The organism is Streptomyces sp. NPDC039462 (assembly GCF_055639375.1).
The window spans coordinates 490,972-511,445 of sequence record NZ_JBVKAO010000005.1; the positions used below are offsets into that span (position 1 = coordinate 490,972).

The window sequence follows — 20,474 nt, forward strand, 5'->3', positions numbered from 1 at the left end:
TGGCGGGGCGCCCCGGGGGTCGTCAGATCCCCGGGGTGTCCTGCGGTCCCCGCCCCGAGAGCACTTCTCCATAGGCCTGCATCAGGTCGGGCAGCCGCAGGGTCGACAGGTCGTCGCGCCCCGGTTCGCCGGGGTAGCCGGAGAGCCGCAGGTCGCGGTAGGCGCAGCTCTTCTCGTACAGCGTGCGCAGGAAGCGGCCGTTGCCGAGCTCGTCGATCCAGGCCTGCTCGACGACGTGCCCGCTGATGGAGCGCAGCTCTTCGAGCGCCTCCTCGTCCCACACGTCGCCGTTGTCGGCCGCGAGGACCTCGCCGATGGCGGTGAGTTCGAGCGGGCGGTACGAGGGGAAGTCGACGCGGGTCGTGAAGCGCGAGGACAGGCCGGGGTTGGCGGCCAGGAGCCGGTCCATGCCCTCCGGGTAGCCCGCGAGGATCACGACGAGGTGGTCGCGGTTGTCCTCGGCGCGCTTGAGGAGGACCTGAAGGGCCTCGTCGCCGTAGGCATCGCCCTTGCCGTAGCCGGAGTTGGAGAGGGAGTAGGCCTCGTCGACGAAGAGGACGCCGCCGATCGCCGAGTCGATCAGTTCGTTGGCCTTCACGGCGGTCTGGCCCAGGTACTCGCCGACCAGGTCGGCGCGTTGCGCCTCCACCAGGTGGTCGCCGCCGAGCAGGCCGAGCGCGTAGAAGACCCGGCCGAGGATGCGGGCCACGGTGGTCTTGCCGGTGCCGGAGGGGCCGGAGAAGACGAAGTGTCGTTTCGGCGGCTGCACCGGCAGGCCCTGCGCGGCCCGCAGCCGCGCCATGTTCAGCTGCGCGGAGAGCGCCTTGACCTGGCGCTTCACCGGTTCCAGACCCACCATGCCCTCCAGTTCGGAGAGGGCGGCCTCCAGGAGCGCGGGGTCGGTGGGGCCCGGGGGCAGCTGCGTCGGGGCCGCCTTGATGGGGATGATCGCTTTCTCGCGGACGGCGTCGGCCTCGGAGGGCTTCGAGGGGCCGGTGGGGCCGGAGAGGCCGGTGGGACCAGTGGACCCGCCGGGGTTACCGGGGCTGCCGGGGCTGCCGGGGCCGGTGGGGCTGCTGGTGGTCGGGGAGCCGCCGCCCGACGGCGGTTCGGGGTCGGTGACCTTCACGTCACGCCCCTCCGTGCCGAAGAGCACGTCGATGCCGTCCGGCCCCTCCAGCACGTCCTGTCCCACCCCGGTCAGGCTGATCGCGGCGGCGAGGTCGGCCGCCTCGTCGTACCCGTCGCCCTCGGAGATCGCCGCGAGCCGGGCCGAGGTGTCCATGAAGGAGGCGTCGACCCGGTGCACCGCGCGGTACAGCGGCAGGGCCGCCGCCGAGCGTCCTGTGCCCTCGTGCGCGCGGGCCAGCCAGTAGCGCAGCTCCTTGCGCTGCGGCTGTTCGCTGCGGCAGCGCATGAGGGCGGCGGACAGCAGCGGCTCCGCCTGGCTGTACGTCTCCAGGCGGACCCGGGCCATGCCGCCGAAGAGCCCGGCCTCGATGCCCAGCATCGGGTCGTCGATCAGCGGGTCAGTGTGGCGCACCAACTGCTCCCAGTCCTTGACCAGATAGGAGCGGCAGGCGTGCAGGAAGCGCACCTGCGGATCGGCGTCGACGGGCGGCAGGCCCGCCAACGCCCGGTCCAGCTCCGGGACATGGCGGCCGTCGAGCCAGTGCGAGGCGTGGGCGAGCAGCAGGTCACGGGTGCTCTCTAGGACGGGCTGCACCCACCAGCCCAGCCAGTACCAGGAGTTGAGGGCGCGCGCGTGCCGGGTGCGCTGCTCCCCGAACCGGTCCCGGTGCTGGAACATCCGCAGCAACGCCGTCGTCGTGTCGATGCGCAGCGCGTGCAGCCCGAGCCAGCCGTCGGCCATCCCGGGATCCATCCGCACCGCCGTCCGGAATTCCTCCTCCGCCTGCGGATAGGCGCCCATGGTGTAGGCGTCGACGCCCCTCAGCCAGGCGAGGTCGGCCGGGGCGGGTGAGCCCACCGCGTCGAAGTCCATCAGGTCCCCCACAAACCGTGCCCCCGTTTGCGTACCGCCGGACCGGTGCCCGCCGGCGACTGCGCTGAACCACCGCGCTGAACCACTGCCTGAACCACTGTGCTGCGGACGGGAGTTGATTCGATGCGCAGAGCAGCCGTCCGAAAAGGCGCACCGAGATGCATCGTACCTGCGGGGGAGCGGTGGGCCGTAGGGTGCCGCACCGGCGGATCGGCCGGAAAGGGCCGATGGAGGGTGGCCCGACGGTGACCGAGGGTGAGCGGATGGCGGCACGCGGCGGTCGGAAATCGGGCTCCTGAGGCAGAACGAAGCCCCCGATCACGGGGGAACAACCGGGGGCTTCGCGTCTGCGGGCGGTGTCGCAACACCGCACATTCAGAACGTAAGTCCTGTAAGGGCCCTGGGTCAAGCGTAGTTGGGGCACTGGCGAAAACTCGTGAGGCCAACTGGAAGCGGTTTTCCGGAGGTTCAGCGGACCGCCCACGGTCCTTCACTCTGCGTGACGGCTCAGGCCTTTGTAAGCGCCACACCGGGCCCTTGAAGTACCTCGTATCCCTCTGGGCACTGTCGTACCACATAGTGCGCGAAAGGCCTGGAGGGGTCCTCGGCGAAATGCCGACGTTCCGCGGGCTCCCAGCCGTCCCAGAAGTCGCTCTGGACCGCCCCGTCCCGCCGGCGGCCCCGCTGCCACGCCTCCTCGCGCGGCACCTCCATCCACAGCACCGCGGCGAGGTGCGGCCGCAGCGCCCGGCGGCCCGCCCCGACGCCCTCGACGATCACCACGGGCGCGGACGGCAGGGGCTCGTCGGCGGGACCGAAGCGGCGCTCGTGCCAGTCGTACGTCGCGTAGTGCGCCGTCTCGCCGCGGGAGAGCGGCCCGATGACCTGCCGCCGGAGCCGCTCGGTCCAGTCGAAGAGCTCCGCGTGGCTCGCGATGTCGTCGAGCCGCAGGACGGGAGCGTCGCCGGACGCCTCGGCGAGCCGCCGGGCGAACGTCGACTTGCCGGAGCCCGCGTGCCCGTCCACGGCGATCAGGCGGACGGGGCCGCAGGAGGGCGGCAGGCGTCGCAGGGTGTCGGCGAGGCGGGGGAGCGGGGTGGGCGGGTGTCCGGTCATCACGGCAAGGGTACGACTGCGGAAGGATGTGTTCCGCGCGCCGCCGCAGGTCATGCCATTGGTTGAGGCCAATATTGTTGCGCGCGACAGTGCCCGAAGCGCTGGCAGAAGTCGGCCGGGACCGGCCATAGTTGGCCCACTTCCGTGCACCTGACCCGACCCTTCCGGATCCCGCCGGAAACCATGTCGACTGGGGGTCCCTTCCATGGACCGAGCAGACCGAGCAGACCGAGCAGAGCAAGCCGACCGAGCCGGCCGAGCAGACCAAGCAGGGCAAGCAGGCCAAGCAGACGGAGTCGGCCGAGCAGAGCGACCTGACAGGACGGGCGGTACGGACGCAGCCGGCCGCGTCGACGGCATGTCGCGCAGATCCGTGCTCACCACCGCCGTCACCGCCGCCGCAGGGGCGGCCCTCGCGGCGACCGCCACGCACGCCACGCCCGCCCTGGCCGCGGGCCCGGCACCGGCCCAGGGCCGCACCCCGCGCGCGGACCGCTTCGTGGACAACCGTTTCTGGACCTCGGCGAAGGACTGGCGCACCGGCACCGCGGAGGGCACGGCCGCCGTCACCGGAGCCCGCCCCGGCCTGCGCATCGCCGAGCCCGCGGGCCGCACCGACTACGCCGACCCGCACACCGGCAGGACCACCACCTACGAGTACGCCAGGTGGACCTCGCCGACGCACCGCTCCACCGTCCCCGCCACAGAGCTCATCGCGTCCTGGAACGCGCACACCCCCGCCGGGACCTGGCTCCAGGTCGAGCTGCGGGGCACGTACTCCGACGGGACGGACTCGCCGTGGTACGTGATGGGCCGCTGGGCCTCGGGCGACGACGCGGAGGCCGACATCCGGCGGACCTCGGTCGACGACCAGACCGACGGCAAGTCGACGGTCTGGACGGACACGCTCTCCGTGGACGACACGACCACCGGCCTGCGCGTCGTCTCGTACCAGCTGCGCCTGACGCTCCACCGCAGGCCCGGCGCCACCGCGACCCCCACGGTCTGGCGGCTCGGCGCGATGGCCTCGGCGGTCCCCGACCGTTTCACGGTCCCCGCGTCGCAGCCGGGCCTCGCCAAGGAGCTGACGGTCCCGCGCTATTCGCAGGACATCCACAAGGGCCAGTATCCGGAGTACGACAACGGAGGCGAGGCCTGGTGCAGCCCGACCTCCTCCCAGATGATCATTGAGTACTGGGGGCGCAGGCCGACGGCCGAGGACCTGGCCTGGGTCGACCCCTCCTACGCCGATCCGCAGGTCTGCCACGCGGCCCGCTTCACGTTCGACTACCAGTACAACGGCTGCGGCAACTGGCCCTTCAACGCCGCGTACGCGTCGACGTACAAGGACCTCCAGGGCGTCGTGACCCGGCTCGCCTCGCTGACGGAGCTGGAGACGCTGATCGCCGCGGGCATCCCGGCCATAACGTCCCAGTCGTTCCTCAGGGAGGAGCTGACGGGCGCGGGCTACGGCACGGCTGGCCACCTCATGACCGTCATCGGCTTCACGGCGGACGGCGACGTGATCGCCAACGACCCGGCGTCGCCCAGCAATCCCGAGGTGCGCCGCGTCTACAAGAGGCGCGAGTGGGAAAACATCTGGCTGAGGACGAAGCGCTACAACTCCACCGGAAAGGTCGTGTCGGGCACGGGAGGCGTCTGTTACCTGTACTTCCCGACGACACTGTCCGCACGCCGGCGGAGCGCGCTGGCCGCGGTCGGCATCCGCTGAACCACCGCTCGTCGGCAGGCGCCTGTCAGTGGGCGCTCGTCGGCGTCAGCGGGTGTTCGTGCTCAGCGGCGGCGGCTGATGAGGGCGGGTCGCGCCCGGCCGGTACTGCATCATCACGAACAGGGCGTCCGTCTCCGGCAGCGGGCTGGCGGCGGACGCGATCACCCAGCCGGGCCCCTTCGCGGCGTGGTTGACCTGGCGCACGGCACCGTCCGGGTGCAGGGGGTGCGAGCTCGCGGTCGCCAGATAGATGGGCCCCGCGAGCGGGTCGCGCCGGACATCGCTCGCCAGCTCGATGAGCGCGGGGTCGGCGGGACGGTTCGTGACGGCCCGGCGGAGCGCGGGGCAGGCGCCGCGCGCCCAGTCCTCGGCCCAGTTCAGCAGGACGTTGTGCCGGGCCTGATCGTCGAGGAGCATCCACCGCATGATGTTGGCCGGTGGCCGACCGGCCGGGAAGAGGGCTCTGAACTCGTCGTTGCAGGCCACGACGTTCCAGTGCGCGTCGGCGATGTAGGCCATCGAGCCCGTGACGCCCTCGACGACCGTCCGCCAGGCCGCGCCCATCGGCGTCCGCTCTGCCAAGTCCTGTCCGTCCGGCTGCACTTGCCCGTCCCCTTCATGTCGGCCGCAGGTCGGTACCAGCGCGATCACAGCGTGTGCCGCAAGCCTAGCCAGCGTGCGCGGCCGGGGGGGCTGAGACTGAGGTGGCCGGTGACGCGCGTGTGCCCGCCCCCACGTGGGGACGGGCACACGCGTCGGCTCAGCGGTCGTCGCGGAACGAGTCGCGCATGCCCTCGGCCCTGTCGCGCATGTCGTCCGCGGCGTCCTTCGCCTTGCCCTTGGCCTGATCGGTCTTGCCCTCGGCCACCTTGCGGTCGTTGCCGGTGGCCTTGCCCACCATCTCTTTGGCCTTGCCCTTTGCCTTGTTCATGGCGCTGTCGCCCATGACGGCTCCTCTTGGTCGGGGATGCCCCCACGCTAAGAGGAGCGGAGGAAAGGTGCATCTCGGGCGGAGCGGGCGCGGTCGGTCAGTTCAGCGGGGCGCTGGTCTCGTAGTAGAACGTCATCCGAGGCCAGCCGCGGGACGTGGCGATCTCGTTGAAGGCGTTCACGATCTCCATCGGGGTGATCTGCTTTGCCGCGGGAGCGTTCTCGACCCGCAGGCTGAACGAGAAGTCCATCATCGCGTCGATGTCGCCGATGCTGACGTTGCCCCCGAACTTCTGCCCGTTCGGTACGTCGGCGTCCGACGTCGGCGTGGCCGCGGTGGCCGAGGCCGCCTGGGCGGTCGCCGCCGAGTCGGCCTCGGCGGCACCGGCGGACCCCGCGCCCGCCAGGGCCGCTCCTGCGGCGGCACTGCCCGAATAGCCCAGCAGGGCGCGTCTGGAAACTCCGGTCATGGTGGTCCCCTCCTAGATGGTGCTGATCTCCCCCCTGGAGATCGACGTGATCATAGGGGCGGAAAGCGCGCCGTGGGACCGAATGGATTCATCCGCTTGCCGGCTCCACCACCCAGTCCGGGTGCCCGGGCATCGGCGGCGTCTTCGAGCCGTACAGCCAGGGGTTGAGGAAACCCTCCAGATCCTCGCCCGCGACCTTCGACGCGAGGTCGACGAACTGCCGCGTGCTCGCCGCGCGCCCCGCGAAACCGCTCACCCAGGCACGCTCGATCTTCTGGAACGTCGCGTCGCCGACCTGCTCGCGCAGCGCGTACAGGACCAGGGCCGAGCCGTCGTACCGCATGCGCTTGAAGAGGTTCGGCTCGGTCGGCTCGGCGGGCGCGCCGAAGTCGCGGCGCCAGATGTCGTGGTTCTGGTACGCGGTCTTCATGGCGGCCTCGAAGCTGTCCCCGCCGTGCTGCTCGGAGTACTCCCTCTCGTAGAAGCGGGCGTGGCCCTCGCTCAGCCACAGGTCGGACCAGCTCTTGAGGGCCACGCTGTCGCCGAACCACTGGTGGGCCAGCTCGTGCACCATGTTCCGCTCGGCGTCGACCCGGGTGCCGAGCAGGTCCGCCTTCGGTATGAGCGACAGGGTCTGCGTCTCCAGGGCCACGCCGAGGTCGGTGTCGCCGACCAGCAGGCCGTAGCGGTTGAAGGGGTAGGGGCCGAGCTTCTCCTCCAGCCACTTCAGGTGGTCCGGGGTGAGTGCGCGGTACGCGGCCGTCGGCTCGACCAGCTCCTCCGGGACGACGTCGCGCAGCGGCAGCCCGCCGGGCCCCTCGCTGTCGACCAGCCGGAACTTGCCGATGGCCAGCTGCACCAGCTGGGTGGAGAGGGGCTGTTCGGAGTCGTACGTCCAGCGCACCCGGCCGTCGGGGCGCTCGGTGCGCGAGACCAGCTTGCCGTTGGCGACGGCCGTGCGGTCGCCCGGCGTGGTGATGCGGAAGGTGATCGGCGCGCGCCGGCTCGGATGGTCGTTGGCCGGGAAGATCAGCCGGGCGCCGTTCGGCTGCGGGTAGACCACTGTGCCGTCGGGCGTGGGGATCCAGCCGTAGTCCTCGATCGCGTCGTCGCGGTGCCGGGTCTGCGTCGGGTCGGCGGTGTAGGTGACCTTGACCGTGAAGGAACTGCCCTTGGCGATCGGGGACTTGGGGGTGACGGTGAGCTCGTCGCCCGCGCGCGAGGCGCCCGCCGGGGAGCCGTTCACGGTGACGTCGTGCAGGGTGTTGCCGCCGAAGTCGAGGTTGAAGCGGGACAGTGCCTGGGTGGACCGGGCCCTGATCGTCGTCGTCGCCTCGAAGGGCGTCTTCGGGGCCTGCCAGTCGAAGTCCAGGTAGTAGCGCTCCACCTGGTACCCGCCGTTCCCGTCCAGCGGGAACATCGGGTCGCCGAGCCCTGGCGCGCCCGGCGACGGCTTCTCGGCGGTGACCGGTGCGGCCTGGGGGAGCGGTGCGGCCTGCGAGACAGGTGCGGTGAGGGCGGCCGCGGCGGTGATCGCGGCCGCGAGGGCGAGCCCGGCCCTGCGGCGCGGGCGGGACGTCGTCCGGTTCGTGCTCATCGGGAACCTCTCGGTCGTACGGTGCACGGGCGGACGGACGGGGGAGACGACCCCGCCGTCCGGGGTTAGACGCGCGACGCGACGTCCCAGTTGCGGGGTGACCAAGGTCTCGCCCGCAAAAGGCCTTCCGGCTGGCAAGGTGGAGGGGGTCCCGTGGGGGTGCAGGCACTGCCCGGGACCTTGCGGGGGAGTACTGCCACACGAGACGTCAGTGAGAAAGACATGACCGCGACCTCTGCCACCGCTGTCCGCGCGAAGGCCCGCACCGGCGGCCCCGACGAAGACGGGCCCACCCTCCTGGAGCACCTCGCGGGCTGGACCCTCGTCGTCGTCCTCGCGATGCTCGTCACCCAGACCGGTCTGCTGTGACGTCGCTCTCCCGGCCGTCCCTGCCGTCGCCCTCCCGGCCGCCCGAGCCCGCGCTCTCCTGACCGCCGGCCTCGTCGAGGCCGGCCCGCCAGTGCCGCCCCGGCACGCCCACCAAGCCGTACAGCCACCGCACCGGCGAGCGCCGGTGCAGCAGTGTGATGCCCGCCACGACCGCGAACAGCGGGAGGCCGAGCCACCCGCCGACGAGGCGCACCAGCACGCTCGCGAAGAGCGCGCCCACGAAGGGCAGCCCGTACACCCCGGCCGCCGCGATGGCGATGCCCAGGAACCTCGGCACCTTGCGGTCCTCGTCGGCGCCCGGCAGCGACCAGCCCTCCATGAGCCAGCCGATCTCGGTCACCAGCATGGTGCCGATCACCGCGGCGCCGAACAGCAGCAGCGCCAGGAACGTCCCGGACGTCAGGAAGTCCAGCACGTGGTTGACGACGCTGTCCCGCGACCAGTCGGCGAAATCCTCGGCGCCGGGTGAGAGGAAGCGCTCGTATCCTCTGCCGTCCCACCCGTGGATCAACGTCCCGAACAGCAGGAAATACCCGCCGACGCACTGGAGGTACGCCCAGTAGCCGGCCCCCACGAGCACCAGGCCCTGCGCCACCAGGAACCCGAGGATCGCGGCCACCGGGATGCCGCCCGCGTAGAACAGCACGAACCCCGCCCACACGCCTTCGTGGCCTTCCGCCACGTGCATGGTCGACCAGGACGGGTTCTGCCACAGCAGGAAGAGTCCCGTCGGCACCATCAGGACGGCGGCGAAGAGCGCGGTCAGCGCGAGATAGGGGTTGGCGGCCCGGCTGCGGGTGCGCGGGCCCTCGCCGGCGTTGATCCGCTCCCACACCTGGAGCTGACGCCCGGCCGAGAGGGCGAACGTCGCGCCGACCGCGTACGCCCAGAAGAGGGCGGCCTGGATCTGGATCACGCCGCGCCCCTCATGCCGTGGCTTTCAGTGTCAGCCCGCCCGCCACGATCGAGTCCGAGGTGACCAGGGCCTGCTCGGCGCTCACGTCCGTCATGAAGATGAACGGCGGCACGAGGGGCGGCACCGGCAGCTTGTCGGGCGTGAAGGTGAGGCAGAGGATGCCCTCGATGCATCCCCTGAACTTGGTCAGATACAGCGTCACCTGACCACTGAGGTCCAACGTGTCGGCGCCCAGGGCGAGTTCCCGGCTCCCGTCGCGCGTCGTGAGCTTGTAGTCGGTCAGGGAGGCGGCCTTCATCCGCAGCACCATGACCTTCAGCGGCCCGTCGGCGGTCGGGATCTCGCGGACGCCCGCCACGATGAAGCCCTGCGGCGCGAAGAGCGTCGTGGTGATCGTCGGCGGCACCCGCGCGGCCACGATCGCCCCGGCGGGCGGCGCCTGCGCGGGCGTCGCCTTCGCCGGGCTGCCGTTCACGATGCCGGCGACGATCACCACGGGCAGCAGTACCCCGAGCGTCCGTGTGCCCTGTCCGTCCCGCACCTTCGGCCGCGCCGGATCCTCCTCGGCGTCGTCGGGCACCGGAGTCCAGCCGAACCCCATGGCGCTGCCCGCGATGCCCAGCAGCATCCCGACGAGGAACCCGCCGAGATTGGTGGCCGCGAACGAGAGCACCGACAGGATCAGCGCGTTGACGCTCACGTAGTGGTGCGTGTGGGGCAGCAGCCACAGGAAGAGCCCCGCCACGACCAGCGCGATCCCGATGCCGAGCGCCGCGATCCCGCCGAGGCCGAGGCTGACGAGCACGGTCAGCGGCGAGAGCGGGATCAGGAGCAGTTCGGCGCCGCCGAGGATCAGCAGCAGCCCGCCCCAGAACGGCCGGGTGCGCCGCCATCTGCGGACGGCCCGGCGCTGGTCGGGCCACGGCAGCCGCCGGTCGAGCCAGCCGCCGCCGTCGCCCCGGAAGGCTCTGACACCACTTCTGCCGCCGCCGGTCAGAAGCACTTCTTGCCGCCGAGGCTGACGTCGACCCGCATGCCCTTGAGCCGGAAGTTGCCGCCCGTCGCCGACCAGGCGTTCGACTTCACCCCGGAGACGGTGATGTCCCCGGCCTGGAGTCCGAACTTGCCCCGCTCGCCCTTGATGCCGGGGACCTCGTCGAGCGTCGAGGCGTCCCGGCCGATCTGCGCGGTGCCGAAGCGGGCGTCGCCGACGAGGTCCTCGCCGTCGATGATGAGGTTGCTCGCGGTGACGTTGCCCGCGTCGCCGCCCGCGGTCAGCTTGAAGACGACGTTCCCGAGGGGGGTCTTGACCTTGGCGGCCTGGCAGATGTCGGAGAGGGTCGCGTCACCGATCCCGAGGAGCGCCACCGGGTGCCCCTTGCCGTCGATGTCCCGGTCCGTCTGTACGTACGAGGACAGGCCCTGGCTGGTCAGTTTGCCGGACGACACCTGGAAGCTGGTGCCGGAGACGGCGAAGGACGCGGCGAGCGCGCCCTCGGCCATCACGGAGGCCATCACACCGACGGCCAGGACGGCCGGCAGGGCCACCACGGCCGTCTTCTTCCAGGAGGTTCTGCCCTCGCGTAACGCGGTGCGGCTTGCGTTCACTGTTTCCTCCCGTACGTCGTTCCGCGTCCGTAGGCGTGCGTAAGGGGAGTGCGTGGGGCCGACGGGAGCCGAACCGGCAGGTGGCAGTGGTCTGCCATACTGCGGACGATCCCGAGGCAGTTGGAGACTAGGGCCGAAATTGAATAATAGTCAACAGCGCGGAACGGACCGCTCGGCGGCACGTCGGGCCGAACTCATCGCCATCGGACGGAAGTTGTTCGCCGACACGTCCTACGACGCCCTGTCGATGGACGACATCGCGAAGCAGGCGGGCGTCGCCAAGGGGCTGATCTACTACTACTTCAAGTCGAAGCGCGGCTACTACCTGGCGATCATCGAGGACTCCGTCGCGGACCTGGTCGCGCGCGCGGGACGCCACGACGACCTCCCGCCCGTGGAGCGGGTGCAGCGCACCGTCGACGGCTATCTGCGCTACGCCGAGCACCACCAGGCGGCGTACCGCACGATCATCAGCGGCGGCGTCGGCTTCGACGCGGAGGTGCACGCCATACGCGACGGCGTGCGCGAGGCGCTGATCGGGACGATCGCCGAGGGGGCGTACGGCCGCAAGGACATCCCGCAGCTGGCGCGCACGGCCCTGCTCGGCTGGCTGTGCAGCGTGGAGGGCATCACCCTCGACTGGATCGGCAGCCGGGGCCTGTCGCGCGAGACGGTCGGCGCGCTCCTGGTGCGGACGCTCGGGGACACGCTGCGGGTCATCGAGGACTTCGAGCCGTCGTACCCGGCGCCGGCGCGCCCGTGAGCGGACGCGCGCGAGGGGCGGGAGCCCGCCGGCTCCCGCCCCTCGACACAGCTGATGCTTCAGGTCAGTTGATGGCCTTGATCAGCTCACCGTTGGACGTGTCTCCGCTGAGCTCCCAGAAGAAGGTGCCGCCGAGGCCCTGCTGGTTCTTGTAGTTCATCTTGCCCGTGATGGTCGCCGGGGTGTCGTAGCTCCACCAGTTGTTCCCGCAGTGCGCGTACGCGGTCCCGCCGACCGTGCCGTTGGCCGGGCACTTGGTCTTCAGTTCCTTGTAGTCGTCGATGCCCTGCTCGTACTTGCCCGTGGCCGGTCCTGTCGCGGTGCCGCCGGGCGCCTTCTGCGTGACGCCCGTCCAGCCGCGGCCGTAGAAGCCGAGGCCGAGCAGCAGCTTCTGGGACGGCACCCCGAGCGCCTTCAGCTTCTTGATGGTGGCGTCGGAGTTGTAGCCGGCCTTCGGGATGCCGGTGTACGACGTCAGCGGCGAGTGCGGGGCGGTCGGGCCCTTCGCGTCCCAGGCGCCGAAGTAGTCGTACGTCATGGGGTTGTACCAGTCGACGTACTGGGCCGCGCCCGCGTAGTCGGCCGCGTCGATCTTGCCGCCGGTCGAGGCGTCCGCCGGGATCGCCGCGGTGACCAGATTGTTGCTGCCGAACTTCGAACGGACCGCCGACATCAGGTTCTTGTAGGCCGCGCGCCCGCTCGTGTCGCAGGTCAGGCCGCAGGCGTTGGGGTACTCCCAGTCGATGTCGATGCCGTCGAAGACGTCGGCCCACTTGGAGTTCTCGACCAGGTCGTAGCAGGACTGGGCGAAGGCCGCGGGGTTCTTCGCCGCCTCGGTGAACCCGCCCGACCAGGTCCAGCCGCCGAACGACCAGAGGACCTTGAGGTCCGGGTGCTTCTTCTTCAGCTTGCGCAGCTGGTTGAAGTTGCCGCGCAGCGGCTGGTCCCAGGTGTCGGCGACGCCGTCCACGGACTGGTCGGCGGTGTAGGCCTTGTCGGTCGCCGCGTAGGCGTCGCCCATCGTGCACTTGCCGCCCTGGACGTTGCCGAAGGCGTAGTTGATGTGCGTGAGCTTGTTGGCCGAGCCGGACGTCTCGACGTTCTTGACGTGGTAGTTCCGGCCGTAGACGCCCCACTCGGTGAAGTATCCGACGACCTTGGAGCCGGCGGCGGCCTTCTGCTCGGTGCCCTGGTCGGGCTCGGCGGCGGCGGTGCCCGCGCCGGCCAGCAGGCCCGCGCCGAGGACGGCGGCACAGGTGGTGGCGATGAGCGCCCGGAAGGAGGCGCGAGGGGAGTGCGGTCTGAGCATCGTGTCTCCTCGTGGGGGGAAACCGGGAGCGGGAAGTGGTGCTGTGGACCTGCGCGTACGACTTGGCATGAACGCGTTAAGTCGTTGAAAAGAACAGTAGGAGGACTAGACCAGTGTGGTCAATGGTTCGGACCAATCCGGCCCGCAGTGGCGATCTTCAGTTATGTTTTGAGTAAGCGGTCGTTAACTAGTGACGGGCTGCCGCCGATCGGGCATACTCAACGCGCCAGAGCCGCTGGTCAGCTGCTTCCGAGACCCGGAAGGAGACCCCGGCTCGGCAACGTTTCCCGGCGGCGCCGCCCCACCCAGCGCGGGCGTCCGCCGCAGCCCCACAGGGAGGAGAGCGTCATGCCCGACCACATCACGCAGTCGGTGGAGCGTCAGCTGCCCACGGATGAGGCCAGGGATCTGCTCTCGCTGGTCCGGGACATCGCCCAGCGCGAGATCGCCCCCAAGGCCGCCGAGGAGGAGGACGCCGGGCGCTTCCCCCGCGAGGTCTTCACGCTGCTCTCCGAATCCGGCCTGCTCGGCCTGGCGTACGACTCGGAGTTCGGCGGCGGCGACCAGCCGTACGAGGTCTATCTCCAGGTCCTGGAAGAGCTCGCCGCAGCGCGTCTGACCGTCGGCCTCGGCGTCAGCGTCCACTCCCTGTCCTGCCACGCCCTCGCCGGTTACGGCACCAAGGAGCAGCAGTCCGACCACCTGCCCGCCATGCTCGGCGGCGGCCTGCTCGGCGCGTACTGCCTGTCGGAGCCCGCGTCCGGGTCCGACGCGGCGTCGCTGCGCACCAAGGCCGTCAGGGACGGCGACGACTGGGTCATCACCGGCACCAAGGCCTGGATCACCCACGGCGGCGTCGCCGACTTCTACACCGTGCTCGCCCGCACGGGCGGCGAGGGCGCCCGCGGCGTCACGGCCTTCCTGGTGCCGGGCGACGCCGAGGGGCTGAGCGCCGCGGCGCCCGAGAAGAAGATGGGCATGAAGGGCTCGCCCACCGCCCAGATCCACTTCGACGGGGTGCGCGTCGCAGACTCCCGCCGCATCGGCGACGAGGGCCAGGGCTTCGCCATCGCGCTCTCCGCGCTCGACTCCGGGCGGCTCGGTATCGCGGCCTGCGCGATCGGCGTGGCCCAGGCGGCGCTCGACGAGGCCGTCGCGTACGCCACCGAGCGGAAACAGTTCGGCAGGCCCATCGCGGACTTCCAGGGCCTGCGCTTCATGCTCGCGGACATGGCGACGCAGATCGAGGCGGGCCGGGCGCTCTATCTGGCCGCGGCCAGGCTCCGCGACACTGGGCGGCCGTTCGCCAAGCAGGCGGCCATGGCCAAGCTGCTGTGCACGGACGCCGCGATGAAGGTGACGACGGACGCCGTGCAGGTTCTCGGGGGGTACGGCTACACCGCGGACTTCCCCGTGGAGCGCCTCATGCGTGAGGCGAAGGTGCTGCAGATCGTCGAGGGCACCAATCAGATCCAGCGCATGGTCATCGCGCGTCACCTCGCGGGTCCCGACTCGCGCTGAACTGGCCGCGGTGCACGGGCGGCGCCAAGAGCCGGGCCCACTCCGGGTCGTGGCGCCCGGGCAGCGTCCGGCCGCGGTCGGCCCAGTGGTGGAGCAGGGCGCGGTAGATCGGCGGGTCCTGGAAGTGCGGATCGGGGAAGTGCGGATCCGGGAAGTGCGGCGGCTGGTAGGGCTGATACATCTGCCCGTACTGCTGGTGCGGCTGTTGGTGTACGTGCTGCTGCGGCGGCTGCTGGTACACGTGCTGCTGTGGCTGGGGCGGCCCCGGTGGCTGGGGTGACGACTGGTGCTGCGGGGGATCCGGGGGGTGCCGGGGAACCGATTCTGCGACGGGCAGCGTCACCAGGGTGTGCCGCCGCCGCCCGCTGGGAAGGTGCGTCGGGCCCGTGCCCGCACCCGTTTCCATGGGGGTCATACCAGGGCAACGCGCACTGTCGCGGCGAAGTCACCGCCCGGGCGAATAGGGCGTCTGTTCACGGCGTGCCCGTGGGGGCGGTGACGGCTCGGGCGGGTGTACGACATGTGTTCGGTGAAGGGTCCGGCACGGCTCTGGCCCCGCCCCGCGAACGGCCCGGCACGTCTCTGGTCCCGCCCGATGAACTGACGTACCGTCAACTCCGCGTCGGAGGGCCCCACCGCCTCCCGCCACCCTGAACTGCCGTGCGACCAGGGAGGTTTGCCGTGGCAGACGACCGTCCGGTCCCGCTCGACGAATACCCCGTCCACCAGGTCCCCCTGTCGATGAAGCACGTCGCGACGGGCGACCGCAACGCCTACGACCGGTGCATCTTCCACCTCTTCGACCACCGGGGCCGCGCCCTGCTCATCCTCGGGCTCGGCGTCTATCCGAACACCGGTGTCATCGACGCGTACGCGACCCTGCGTACGGGGGACACGCTCCACGCCGTACGCGCCAGTGACGCGCTCGGCGAGGACCGCATGAACCTCCGCGTCGGCCCGCTGGACATCACCGTCGACGAACCGCTCCGCCGCCTCCGTCTGCGGTGCGCCGCCGACCCAGGCGACCCCGCCTCACTCTCGTACGACCTCACCTGGACCGCCGACTTCCCCGCCCTGTGGGAGCCGCACCACATCCAGCGCCGCGGCGACCGGCTCACCCTCGAAGGGCGCCGGTTCGTGCAGGCGGGCCGGCCCGCCGGGGTGATCCGCGCGGGCGGCGAGGAGATCGCCGTCACGGCGGGGGAGTGGACCGCCACCCGCGACCGCAGCTGGGGCGTGCGGCCCGTGCCGGGCGAGGAACGCGGGCGCCTGGAGGAGGAGTTCGCCACCGAGGGCTTCCACTGGATCTGGTGTCCGGTCCGCTTCGACGACCGCTTCCTCATGGTCATCTCCCAGGAGGACGCGGACGGCTACCGCACCCTCAACGACGCCACCCTCGTCCGCCCGGACCAGCGCGACCGCCAACTCGGCTGGCCCCAGGCGGACATCACCTACCGCTCCGGCACCCGCCACCCCGAAAGCGCCGTCATCCACCTCACCGGCCCCGACGGCCGCAAGCCCCTGGAACTCGGCGTACAGGTGCTCGCCTCGCTGCCCCTGGCCGTGGGCGCCGGGTATCCGCCCGCCGATGACTGGCAGCACGGCACCTGGCGCGGCCGCGACTGGACCGACCGCCGCACCTACGACCTGTCGGACCCCGCCGCCCACCCGCTCGCCGCCTACGGAGTCATCGACCACGCCGCGCGCTTCACCCTCGACGGACAGACGGGATACGGCATCTTCGAGCACGGCAGCTTCGGCCGCCACGACCCGAGCGGCTTCACCGGATTCGACTCCGTGGCGCCCTGAGGGCACGGGCCGGAGGAAGGAGTACGCACATGGCAACGGCACCCCGCCCCCGCACCACCACGCGCGACCCGGAAGACCTCGCCCGCCGCCTCGGCGCCTGGCTCGACACGCGGCTGCCCGGCGCCAAAGCCGTCGACGTGACCGTGCCCGAGTCCAACGGCATGTCCAGCGAGACGCTGCTCTTCACCGTCGAGCACCCCGAACCACCCATCGAGCGCTGCGCGTTGCGCGTGGCGGCCGACCCGGCGGCGTACACGATCTTTCCCGTCTACGACATGCCGCGCCAGTACCGCACGATGCGGCTCGTCGCCGAACACACCGACGTGCCGGTGCCGCGTGTGCTGTGGCTCGAGGAGGACCCGGGCCCGCTCGGCGCGCCCTTCTTCGTGATGGAGCGCGTCGAGGGACGCGTCCCGCCCGACGTCATGCCCTATACGTACGAGGGCAATTGGCTGCACGCCGCCACCGACGCCGAGCGCGCACACCTCGAAAAGGCCTCCGTCCGCGTCCTCGCACGGCTGCACGACCAAGTGTCGCCCGAAGCAGCGGAGTTCCTCACCCTGCCGGGCGAGGGCAGCCCGCTGCGCCGCCATGTCACGGCCCAACGCGCCTACTACGCCTGGGTGGTGAGCGGACTGCCCCGCTCGCCCGTCATAGAGGGAGCTTTCGACCGCCTCGAGGAACTGTGGCCACGAGACGAGGGTGACGCCGTCCTCAACTGGGGTGACGCACGCATCGGAAACATCATCTACGACGGCTTCGAGCCCGCCGCGGTCCTCGACTGGGAGATGGCGGCGCTCGCTCCGCGCGAGGTCGACCTCGGCTGGGCGGTCTATCTGCACCGCTTCTTCCAGGACCTGACGGTGAGCTTCGGCCAGCCCGGACTGCCGGACTTCCTGCGCCGCGACCGCGTCGAGGAGGCATACGCCCTGCTCACCGGGTACACGCCGCGCGACATGGACTTCTACACGCTGTACGCCGCGCTGCGGCACGCGATCGTCATGCTGCGCGTCGCCTACCGCCAGGTCCACTTCGGCGAGGCCGCCGTGCCCGAGAGCGCGGCGGCCGCGGACGCGCTGATCCTGCACCACGACAGCCTGGCCGCCATGGTGCAGGGCACCTACTGGTGAATCAGGCGGCGGGCCGCTGCTGTCGCGGCACGCGGAACGGCTGCGAGCCGGGCCCGCCAACATGCGAGAACGGCTGTGTCCGCCAGTCGAGTCCCTGAGGGAGCGTCAACAGCAGGGCCGTGTCCTGCTCCTGAACCTCCATCGACTCGTCGGCGGGCGTGGCGTCGGTGGCCGCCCGGCCGGTGCCGGCGCAGACCGTCAGCCCGAACGGATTCCACGGAGTGGGGCACAGTGCGTGCTCGGGCAGCACGTCCTCGTCCGCGAGGAGCGCGATGGGCTGCTCGCAGTCGGGGCAGTTCACCCGGTACATCTCGAAAGTGTCGTAGGCGTCCAGGAAGGCGTCCGCCGGTTCGACGCCCTCCGGCTCGGGCTCTGCGGCCGGCTGCTGCTTGGCGCGGACAGACCGGCCGGGGCGCTTCAAATTCTGCATGGGAATCTCCCCCTCGGGTGGGCCGACAAGGCGCTGCGGCCTCGACCACAGCAAGCACTTCCCGTCCCGTCGTAGAGGTAATCGTTGCATCCCTTCGGACCCGGTCACGAGAGTGTGGCGTTCGTCACATGCCAAATGGAGTTGCCCGCCCCGCAAAGACCGGCCCTCAGGTATCCGCCGAGATCAAGAGCCCTGTAGGTTCGGCGCATGGAGGAGCTGGACCGACAGATCGTGCAGCTGCTCGTCAAGGACGGGCGGATGAGCTACACCGACCTGGGCAAGGCCACGGGCCTGTCCACCTCGGCCGTGCACCAGCGTGTGCGCCGTCTGGAGCAGCGGGGCGTCATCCGCGGCTATGCCGCGGTCGTCGACCCCGAAGCCGTCGGGCTGCCGCTCACCGCGTTCATCTCGGTGAAGCCGTTCGACCCCAGCGCCCCCGACGACATCGCGGAACGGCTCGCGGGCGTTCCGGAGATCGAGGCGTGCCACAGCGTCGCAGGAGACGAGAACTACATCCTCAAGGTCCGCGTGGCCACGCCGCTGGAGCTGGAGCACCTGCTCAGCCGCCTGCGCGCCCTCGCAGGCGTCTCCACGCGCACGACGGTCGTCCTCTCGACTCCGTACGAGGCCCGCCCGCCCCAGGTCTGACCCCCGCGCCGGCCCGCCGCCGACAGGGGCGAGACTGGTCCCATGAGCGAGAGCACCACCCCCGGGAACACCCCGCAGGACCCTCGGCACCACCCTGCCCAGGAACCGCAGAACCACCGCACCGTGCTGCTGCGCGGCGGCGACGTCCACAGCCCCGCCGACCCGTTCGCCACTGCGATGGTCGTCGAACGCGGGCACGTCGCCTGGGTCGGCTCCGAGGGCGCCGCCGATTCCTTCGCCGACGGTGTCGACGAGGTCGTCGACCTCGAAGGCGCGCTGGTCACCCCGGCGTTCACCGACGCCCACGTGCACACCACGGCCACCGGCCTCGCCCTGACGGGCCTGGACCTGTCCGGGGCGCGCTCGCTGGCCGACGCACTCGTTCTCGTACGCGAACACGCTGCCGCGCATCCGCACGACACCGTCCTCCTCGGCCACGGCTGGGACGCCGCCCGCTGGCCCGGCGGCCGCCCGCCCACGCGCGCGGAGCTCGACGAGGCGACCGGCGGCAGGCCGCTCTACCTCTCCCGCATCGACGTCCACTCGGCCGTGGTCACGACCGCGCTCCTCGACCTGGTGCCCGGCGTCACCGAGCGCGCCGGCTACCACCCGGACGCCCCACTGACCGCCGACGCCCACCACGGCGTGCGCGCCGCGGCGCTCGGCGCGATCACCCCGCGCCAGCGCACGGAGGCCCAGCGCGCCGCTCTCCGGCACGCCGCGTCCCTCGGCATCGGCTCCGTGCACGAGTGCGCGGGGCCCGAGATCTCCGACGAGGACGACTTCACCGGACTGCTGCGGCTCGCCGCCGAGGAGCCTGGCCCGCGCGTCGTCGGCTACTGGGCCGAGCGCGACGTGCGGCGCGCCCGGGAGCTCGGCGCGGTCGGCGCAGCCGGTGACCTCTTCGTCGACGGCGCCCTCGGCTCGCACACCGCCTGCCTGCACGAGCCCTACGCCGACACCGACGGAAACGCCGCCCACACCGGCACCGCCTACCTCGACGCCGCCGATGTCGCCGCCCACGTCGTGGCCTGCACGGAGGCGGGCCTCCAAGCGGGCTTCCACGCCATCGGGGACGCCGCGGTGGCCTCCGTGGTCGACGGCATGCGCGCGGCCGCCGAGAAGGTCGGCCTCGCCCGCGTGCGCGCCGCCAGGCACCGCGTCGAGCACGCCGAGATGCTCACGCCCGAGACGATCGCGGGCTTCGCCGAGCTCGGCCTCACCGCGTCCGTCCAGCCCGCCTTCGACGCGCTCTGGGGCGGCGAGGACGGCATGTACGTCCAGCGCCTCGGCGCCGAACGGGCGCGCACCCTCAACCCCTTCGCGGCCCTGCTGCGCACCGGTGTGCCGCTGGCGTTCGGCTCCGACAGCCCCGTCACGCCGCTCGACCCGTGGGGGACCGTCCGCGCCGCCGCCTTCCACCGCACGCCCGAGCACCGCGTCTCCGTGCGCGCCGCGTTCACCGCGCACACCCGGGGCGGCTGGCGGGCCGTCGGCCGCGACGACGCGGGCACCCTGGTGCCGGGCGCGCCCGCCGACTACGCCGTGTGGCGCACCTCCGAGCTGGTGGTGCAGGCCCCGGACGACCGGGTGGCCCGCTGGTCCACCGACCCCCGCTCCGGCACGCCCGGCCTGCCCGACCTGTCGCCGGGCGCCCAGCTCCCCGTGTGCCTGCGCACGGTCGTGGCCGGACGGCCCGTGTTCGTGCGGCCGGAAGAGTGATGTCCCGGCGGTGCGCGGCGCCGATCGCGGCCCCGCACCGCCTCGCACGACCTGGGAATCCTCGGCACTGACCTGGCGGTCCGTGAAGGAGCCGCAGCTCAGCGGGGTATTGACAGACAGCCGCCGTGGGCCGGTAGGTTCGGCCGGGTCCACCACAGGACGTCCGACCGGCGAACCTCCACGCAGTCGTCGAACGCCGCTGGGTCACAGGTGGTGTGCCGCACCGGCGCACCACCACTGGGAGCCAGGTCCAGCGCCCGCGACGCGGAGGCGAGGGAACGTATCAGCCGATCGGCAGGTGTGACCCGGGTGGGGCCCGGACGCTCAGTAGACAACGGCTCTCGGTCGATCCGCAGCCAGCGGGTCCCAGGCCGGCCC

20 protein-coding genes are annotated in these 20,474 nt (G+C 71.5%); 8 read left to right on the forward strand and 12 right to left on the reverse strand.

Going from position 1 to position 20,474, the window contains the following annotated elements:
- Positions 1 to 22 precede the first annotated feature (22 nt).
- Entirely contained in the window at positions 23 to 2,005 is a 1,983-nt protein-coding gene (locus tag ACZ7LU_RS28030) for an AAA family ATPase (protein WP_471918325.1), read from the reverse strand.
- Positions 2,006 to 2,512: 507 nt separating this feature from the next.
- Complete coding sequence (locus ACZ7LU_RS28035; protein ID WP_471918326.1) at positions 2,513 to 3,121, reverse strand: uridine kinase family protein; 609 nt, start codon at positions 3,119 to 3,121, stop codon at positions 2,513 to 2,515.
- A 358-nt stretch (positions 3,122 to 3,479) separates the two neighbouring features.
- On the opposite strand from ACZ7LU_RS28035, the gene ACZ7LU_RS28040 reads away from it, so the two are divergent.
- Positions 3,480 to 4,853 (forward strand): peptidase C39 family protein, encoded by a 1,374-nt coding sequence (locus ACZ7LU_RS28040; RefSeq protein ID WP_471918327.1) that lies wholly within the window; start codon positions 3,480 to 3,482, stop codon positions 4,851 to 4,853.
- A 45-nt stretch (positions 4,854 to 4,898) separates the two neighbouring features.
- Here the strand turns inward: ACZ7LU_RS28040 and ACZ7LU_RS28045 are convergent, their stop codons facing one another.
- The 4 genes from ACZ7LU_RS28045 to ACZ7LU_RS28060 form a co-directional block, all read right to left on the reverse strand.
- Positions 4,899 to 5,435, reverse strand: coding sequence for an MmyB family transcriptional regulator (locus tag ACZ7LU_RS28045; RefSeq protein WP_471918328.1), 537 nt, complete (start codon positions 5,433 to 5,435; stop codon positions 4,899 to 4,901).
- 178 nt (positions 5,436 to 5,613) lie between these two features.
- Positions 5,614 to 5,799, reverse strand: coding sequence for a CsbD family protein (locus ACZ7LU_RS28050; RefSeq protein ID WP_398312299.1), 186 nt, complete (start codon positions 5,797 to 5,799; stop codon positions 5,614 to 5,616).
- 82 nt (positions 5,800 to 5,881) lie between these two features.
- Complete coding sequence (locus ACZ7LU_RS28055; RefSeq protein WP_471918329.1) at positions 5,882 to 6,253, reverse strand: hypothetical protein; 372 nt, start codon at positions 6,251 to 6,253, stop codon at positions 5,882 to 5,884.
- 88 nt (positions 6,254 to 6,341) lie between these two features.
- Positions 6,342 to 7,850 (reverse strand): M1 family metallopeptidase, encoded by a 1,509-nt coding sequence (locus tag ACZ7LU_RS28060; RefSeq protein WP_468717640.1) that lies wholly within the window; start codon positions 7,848 to 7,850, stop codon positions 6,342 to 6,344.
- A gap of 222 nt (positions 7,851 to 8,072) precedes the next feature.
- Between ACZ7LU_RS28060 and ACZ7LU_RS28065 the strand changes: the two genes are divergently transcribed.
- Positions 8,073 to 8,219, forward strand: a complete 147-nt coding sequence (locus tag ACZ7LU_RS28065; RefSeq protein ID WP_362994854.1) for an SCO1431 family membrane protein — start codon at positions 8,073 to 8,075, stop codon at positions 8,217 to 8,219.
- Here the strand turns inward: ACZ7LU_RS28065 and ACZ7LU_RS28070 are convergent.
- Genes ACZ7LU_RS28070 through ACZ7LU_RS28080 form a run of 3 tightly spaced genes read right to left on the reverse strand, consistent with a single transcriptional unit; the run spans position 8,197 to position 10,671 of the window.
- Positions 8,197 to 9,156: a hypothetical protein gene (locus ACZ7LU_RS28070; RefSeq protein WP_471918330.1), complete on the reverse strand. Its 960-nt coding sequence runs from the start codon at positions 9,154 to 9,156 to the stop codon at positions 8,197 to 8,199. The two genes, ACZ7LU_RS28065 and ACZ7LU_RS28070, sit on opposite strands and share 23 nt — an antisense overlap.
- Before the next feature lie 10 nt (positions 9,157 to 9,166).
- Positions 9,167 to 10,159: a DUF6114 domain-containing protein gene (locus ACZ7LU_RS28075; RefSeq protein WP_398312310.1), complete on the reverse strand. Its 993-nt coding sequence runs from the start codon at positions 10,157 to 10,159 to the stop codon at positions 9,167 to 9,169.
- The gene (locus tag ACZ7LU_RS28080; protein ID WP_471918373.1) at positions 10,150 to 10,671 is read right to left on the reverse strand and encodes a DUF6230 family protein; all 522 of its coding nucleotides are present in this window, start codon (positions 10,669 to 10,671) and stop codon (positions 10,150 to 10,152) included. The genes ACZ7LU_RS28075 and ACZ7LU_RS28080 overlap by 10 nt, the downstream gene beginning before the upstream one ends.
- Before the next feature lie 232 nt (positions 10,672 to 10,903).
- Between ACZ7LU_RS28080 and ACZ7LU_RS28085 the strand changes: the two genes are divergently transcribed.
- Positions 10,904 to 11,527, forward strand: a complete 624-nt coding sequence (locus ACZ7LU_RS28085; RefSeq protein WP_468316764.1) for a TetR/AcrR family transcriptional regulator — start codon at positions 10,904 to 10,906, stop codon at positions 11,525 to 11,527.
- 64 nt (positions 11,528 to 11,591) lie between these two features.
- On the opposite strand, the gene ACZ7LU_RS28090 is transcribed toward ACZ7LU_RS28085, so the two are convergent.
- The gene (locus ACZ7LU_RS28090) at positions 11,592 to 12,836 is read right to left on the reverse strand and encodes a glycoside hydrolase family 18 protein (RefSeq protein ID WP_471918331.1); all 1,245 of its coding nucleotides are present in this window, start codon (positions 12,834 to 12,836) and stop codon (positions 11,592 to 11,594) included.
- Positions 12,837 to 13,184: 348 nt separating this feature from the next.
- On the opposite strand from ACZ7LU_RS28090, the gene ACZ7LU_RS28095 reads away from it, so the two are divergent.
- On the forward strand, positions 13,185 to 14,357 hold the full coding sequence (locus tag ACZ7LU_RS28095; RefSeq protein ID WP_468564671.1) for an acyl-CoA dehydrogenase family protein: 1,173 nt from the start codon (positions 13,185 to 13,187) through the stop codon (positions 14,355 to 14,357).
- Here the strand turns inward: ACZ7LU_RS28095 and ACZ7LU_RS28100 are convergent.
- Positions 14,320 to 14,538 carry a hypothetical protein gene (locus ACZ7LU_RS28100; RefSeq protein WP_468092871.1) on the reverse strand — a complete coding sequence of 73 codons (219 nt, stop codon included), beginning with the start codon at positions 14,536 to 14,538 and terminating at the stop codon, positions 14,320 to 14,322. The two genes, ACZ7LU_RS28095 and ACZ7LU_RS28100, sit on opposite strands and share 38 nt — an antisense overlap.
- Positions 14,539 to 15,038: 500 nt before the next feature.
- Between ACZ7LU_RS28100 and ACZ7LU_RS28105 the strand changes: the two genes are divergently transcribed.
- Both ACZ7LU_RS28105 and ACZ7LU_RS28110 read left to right on the forward strand, forming a co-directional pair.
- Positions 15,039 to 16,166, forward strand: coding sequence for an Rv3169 family protein (locus ACZ7LU_RS28105; RefSeq protein ID WP_471918332.1), 1,128 nt, complete (start codon positions 15,039 to 15,041; stop codon positions 16,164 to 16,166).
- 29 nt (positions 16,167 to 16,195) lie between these two features.
- On the forward strand, positions 16,196 to 17,296 hold the full coding sequence (locus ACZ7LU_RS28110; RefSeq protein ID WP_471918333.1) for a phosphotransferase family protein: 1,101 nt from the start codon (positions 16,196 to 16,198) through the stop codon (positions 17,294 to 17,296).
- Between the two features lies 1 nt (position 17,297).
- Here ACZ7LU_RS28110 and ACZ7LU_RS28115 read toward each other — a convergent pair whose 3' ends face one another.
- A complete protein-coding gene (locus ACZ7LU_RS28115; RefSeq protein ID WP_362994870.1) occupies positions 17,298 to 17,726 on the reverse strand; it encodes a hypothetical protein in 429 nt (142 codons plus the stop codon).
- A 207-nt stretch (positions 17,727 to 17,933) separates the two neighbouring features.
- Between ACZ7LU_RS28115 and ACZ7LU_RS28120 the strand changes: the two genes are divergently transcribed.
- Entirely contained in the window at positions 17,934 to 18,374 is a 441-nt protein-coding gene (locus tag ACZ7LU_RS28120; RefSeq protein ID WP_030789227.1) for an Lrp/AsnC family transcriptional regulator, read from the forward strand.
- Positions 18,375 to 18,416: 42 nt separating this feature from the next.
- The gene (locus ACZ7LU_RS28125) at positions 18,417 to 20,096 is read left to right on the forward strand and encodes an amidohydrolase (RefSeq protein ID WP_471918334.1); all 1,680 of its coding nucleotides are present in this window, start codon (positions 18,417 to 18,419) and stop codon (positions 20,094 to 20,096) included.
- The last annotated feature ends 378 nt before the right edge of the window (positions 20,097 to 20,474 follow it).

Bases quoted from the DNA above. Each gene is read 5' to 3' on its own strand.
- ACZ7LU_RS28125 (WP_471918334.1), top strand. From the start codon at position 18,417: ATGAGCGAGAGCACCACCCCCGGGAACACCCCGCAGGACCCTCGGCAC.
- ACZ7LU_RS28030 (WP_471918325.1), bottom strand. From the start codon at position 2,005: ATGGACTTCGACGCGGTGGGCTCACCCGCCCCGGCCGACCTCGCCTGG.
- ACZ7LU_RS28080 (WP_471918373.1), bottom strand. From the start codon at position 10,671: ATGGCCTCCGTGATGGCCGAGGGCGCGCTCGCCGCGTCCTTCGCCGTC.
- ACZ7LU_RS28055 (WP_471918329.1), bottom strand. From the start codon at position 6,253: ATGACCGGAGTTTCCAGACGCGCCCTGCTGGGCTATTCGGGCAGTGCC.
- ACZ7LU_RS28120 (WP_030789227.1), top strand. From the start codon at position 17,934: ATGGAGGAGCTGGACCGACAGATCGTGCAGCTGCTCGTCAAGGACGGG.
- ACZ7LU_RS28060 (WP_468717640.1), bottom strand. From the start codon at position 7,850: ATGAGCACGAACCGGACGACGTCCCGCCCGCGCCGCAGGGCCGGGCTC.
- ACZ7LU_RS28050 (WP_398312299.1), bottom strand. From the start codon at position 5,799: ATGGGCGACAGCGCCATGAACAAGGCAAAGGGCAAGGCCAAAGAGATG.
- ACZ7LU_RS28040 (WP_471918327.1), top strand. From the start codon at position 3,480: ATGTCGCGCAGATCCGTGCTCACCACCGCCGTCACCGCCGCCGCAGGG.
- ACZ7LU_RS28095 (WP_468564671.1), top strand. From the start codon at position 13,185: ATGCCCGACCACATCACGCAGTCGGTGGAGCGTCAGCTGCCCACGGAT.
- ACZ7LU_RS28065 (WP_362994854.1), top strand. From the start codon at position 8,073: ATGACCGCGACCTCTGCCACCGCTGTCCGCGCGAAGGCCCGCACCGGC.
- ACZ7LU_RS28115 (WP_362994870.1), bottom strand. From the start codon at position 17,726: ATGCAGAATTTGAAGCGCCCCGGCCGGTCTGTCCGCGCCAAGCAGCAG.
- ACZ7LU_RS28090 (WP_471918331.1), bottom strand. From the start codon at position 12,836: ATGCTCAGACCGCACTCCCCTCGCGCCTCCTTCCGGGCGCTCATCGCC.
- ACZ7LU_RS28110 (WP_471918333.1), top strand. From the start codon at position 16,196: ATGGCAACGGCACCCCGCCCCCGCACCACCACGCGCGACCCGGAAGAC.
- ACZ7LU_RS28035 (WP_471918326.1), bottom strand. From the start codon at position 3,121: ATGACCGGACACCCGCCCACCCCGCTCCCCCGCCTCGCCGACACCCTG.
- ACZ7LU_RS28100 (WP_468092871.1), bottom strand. From the start codon at position 14,538: ATGTATCAGCCCTACCAGCCGCCGCACTTCCCGGATCCGCACTTCCCC.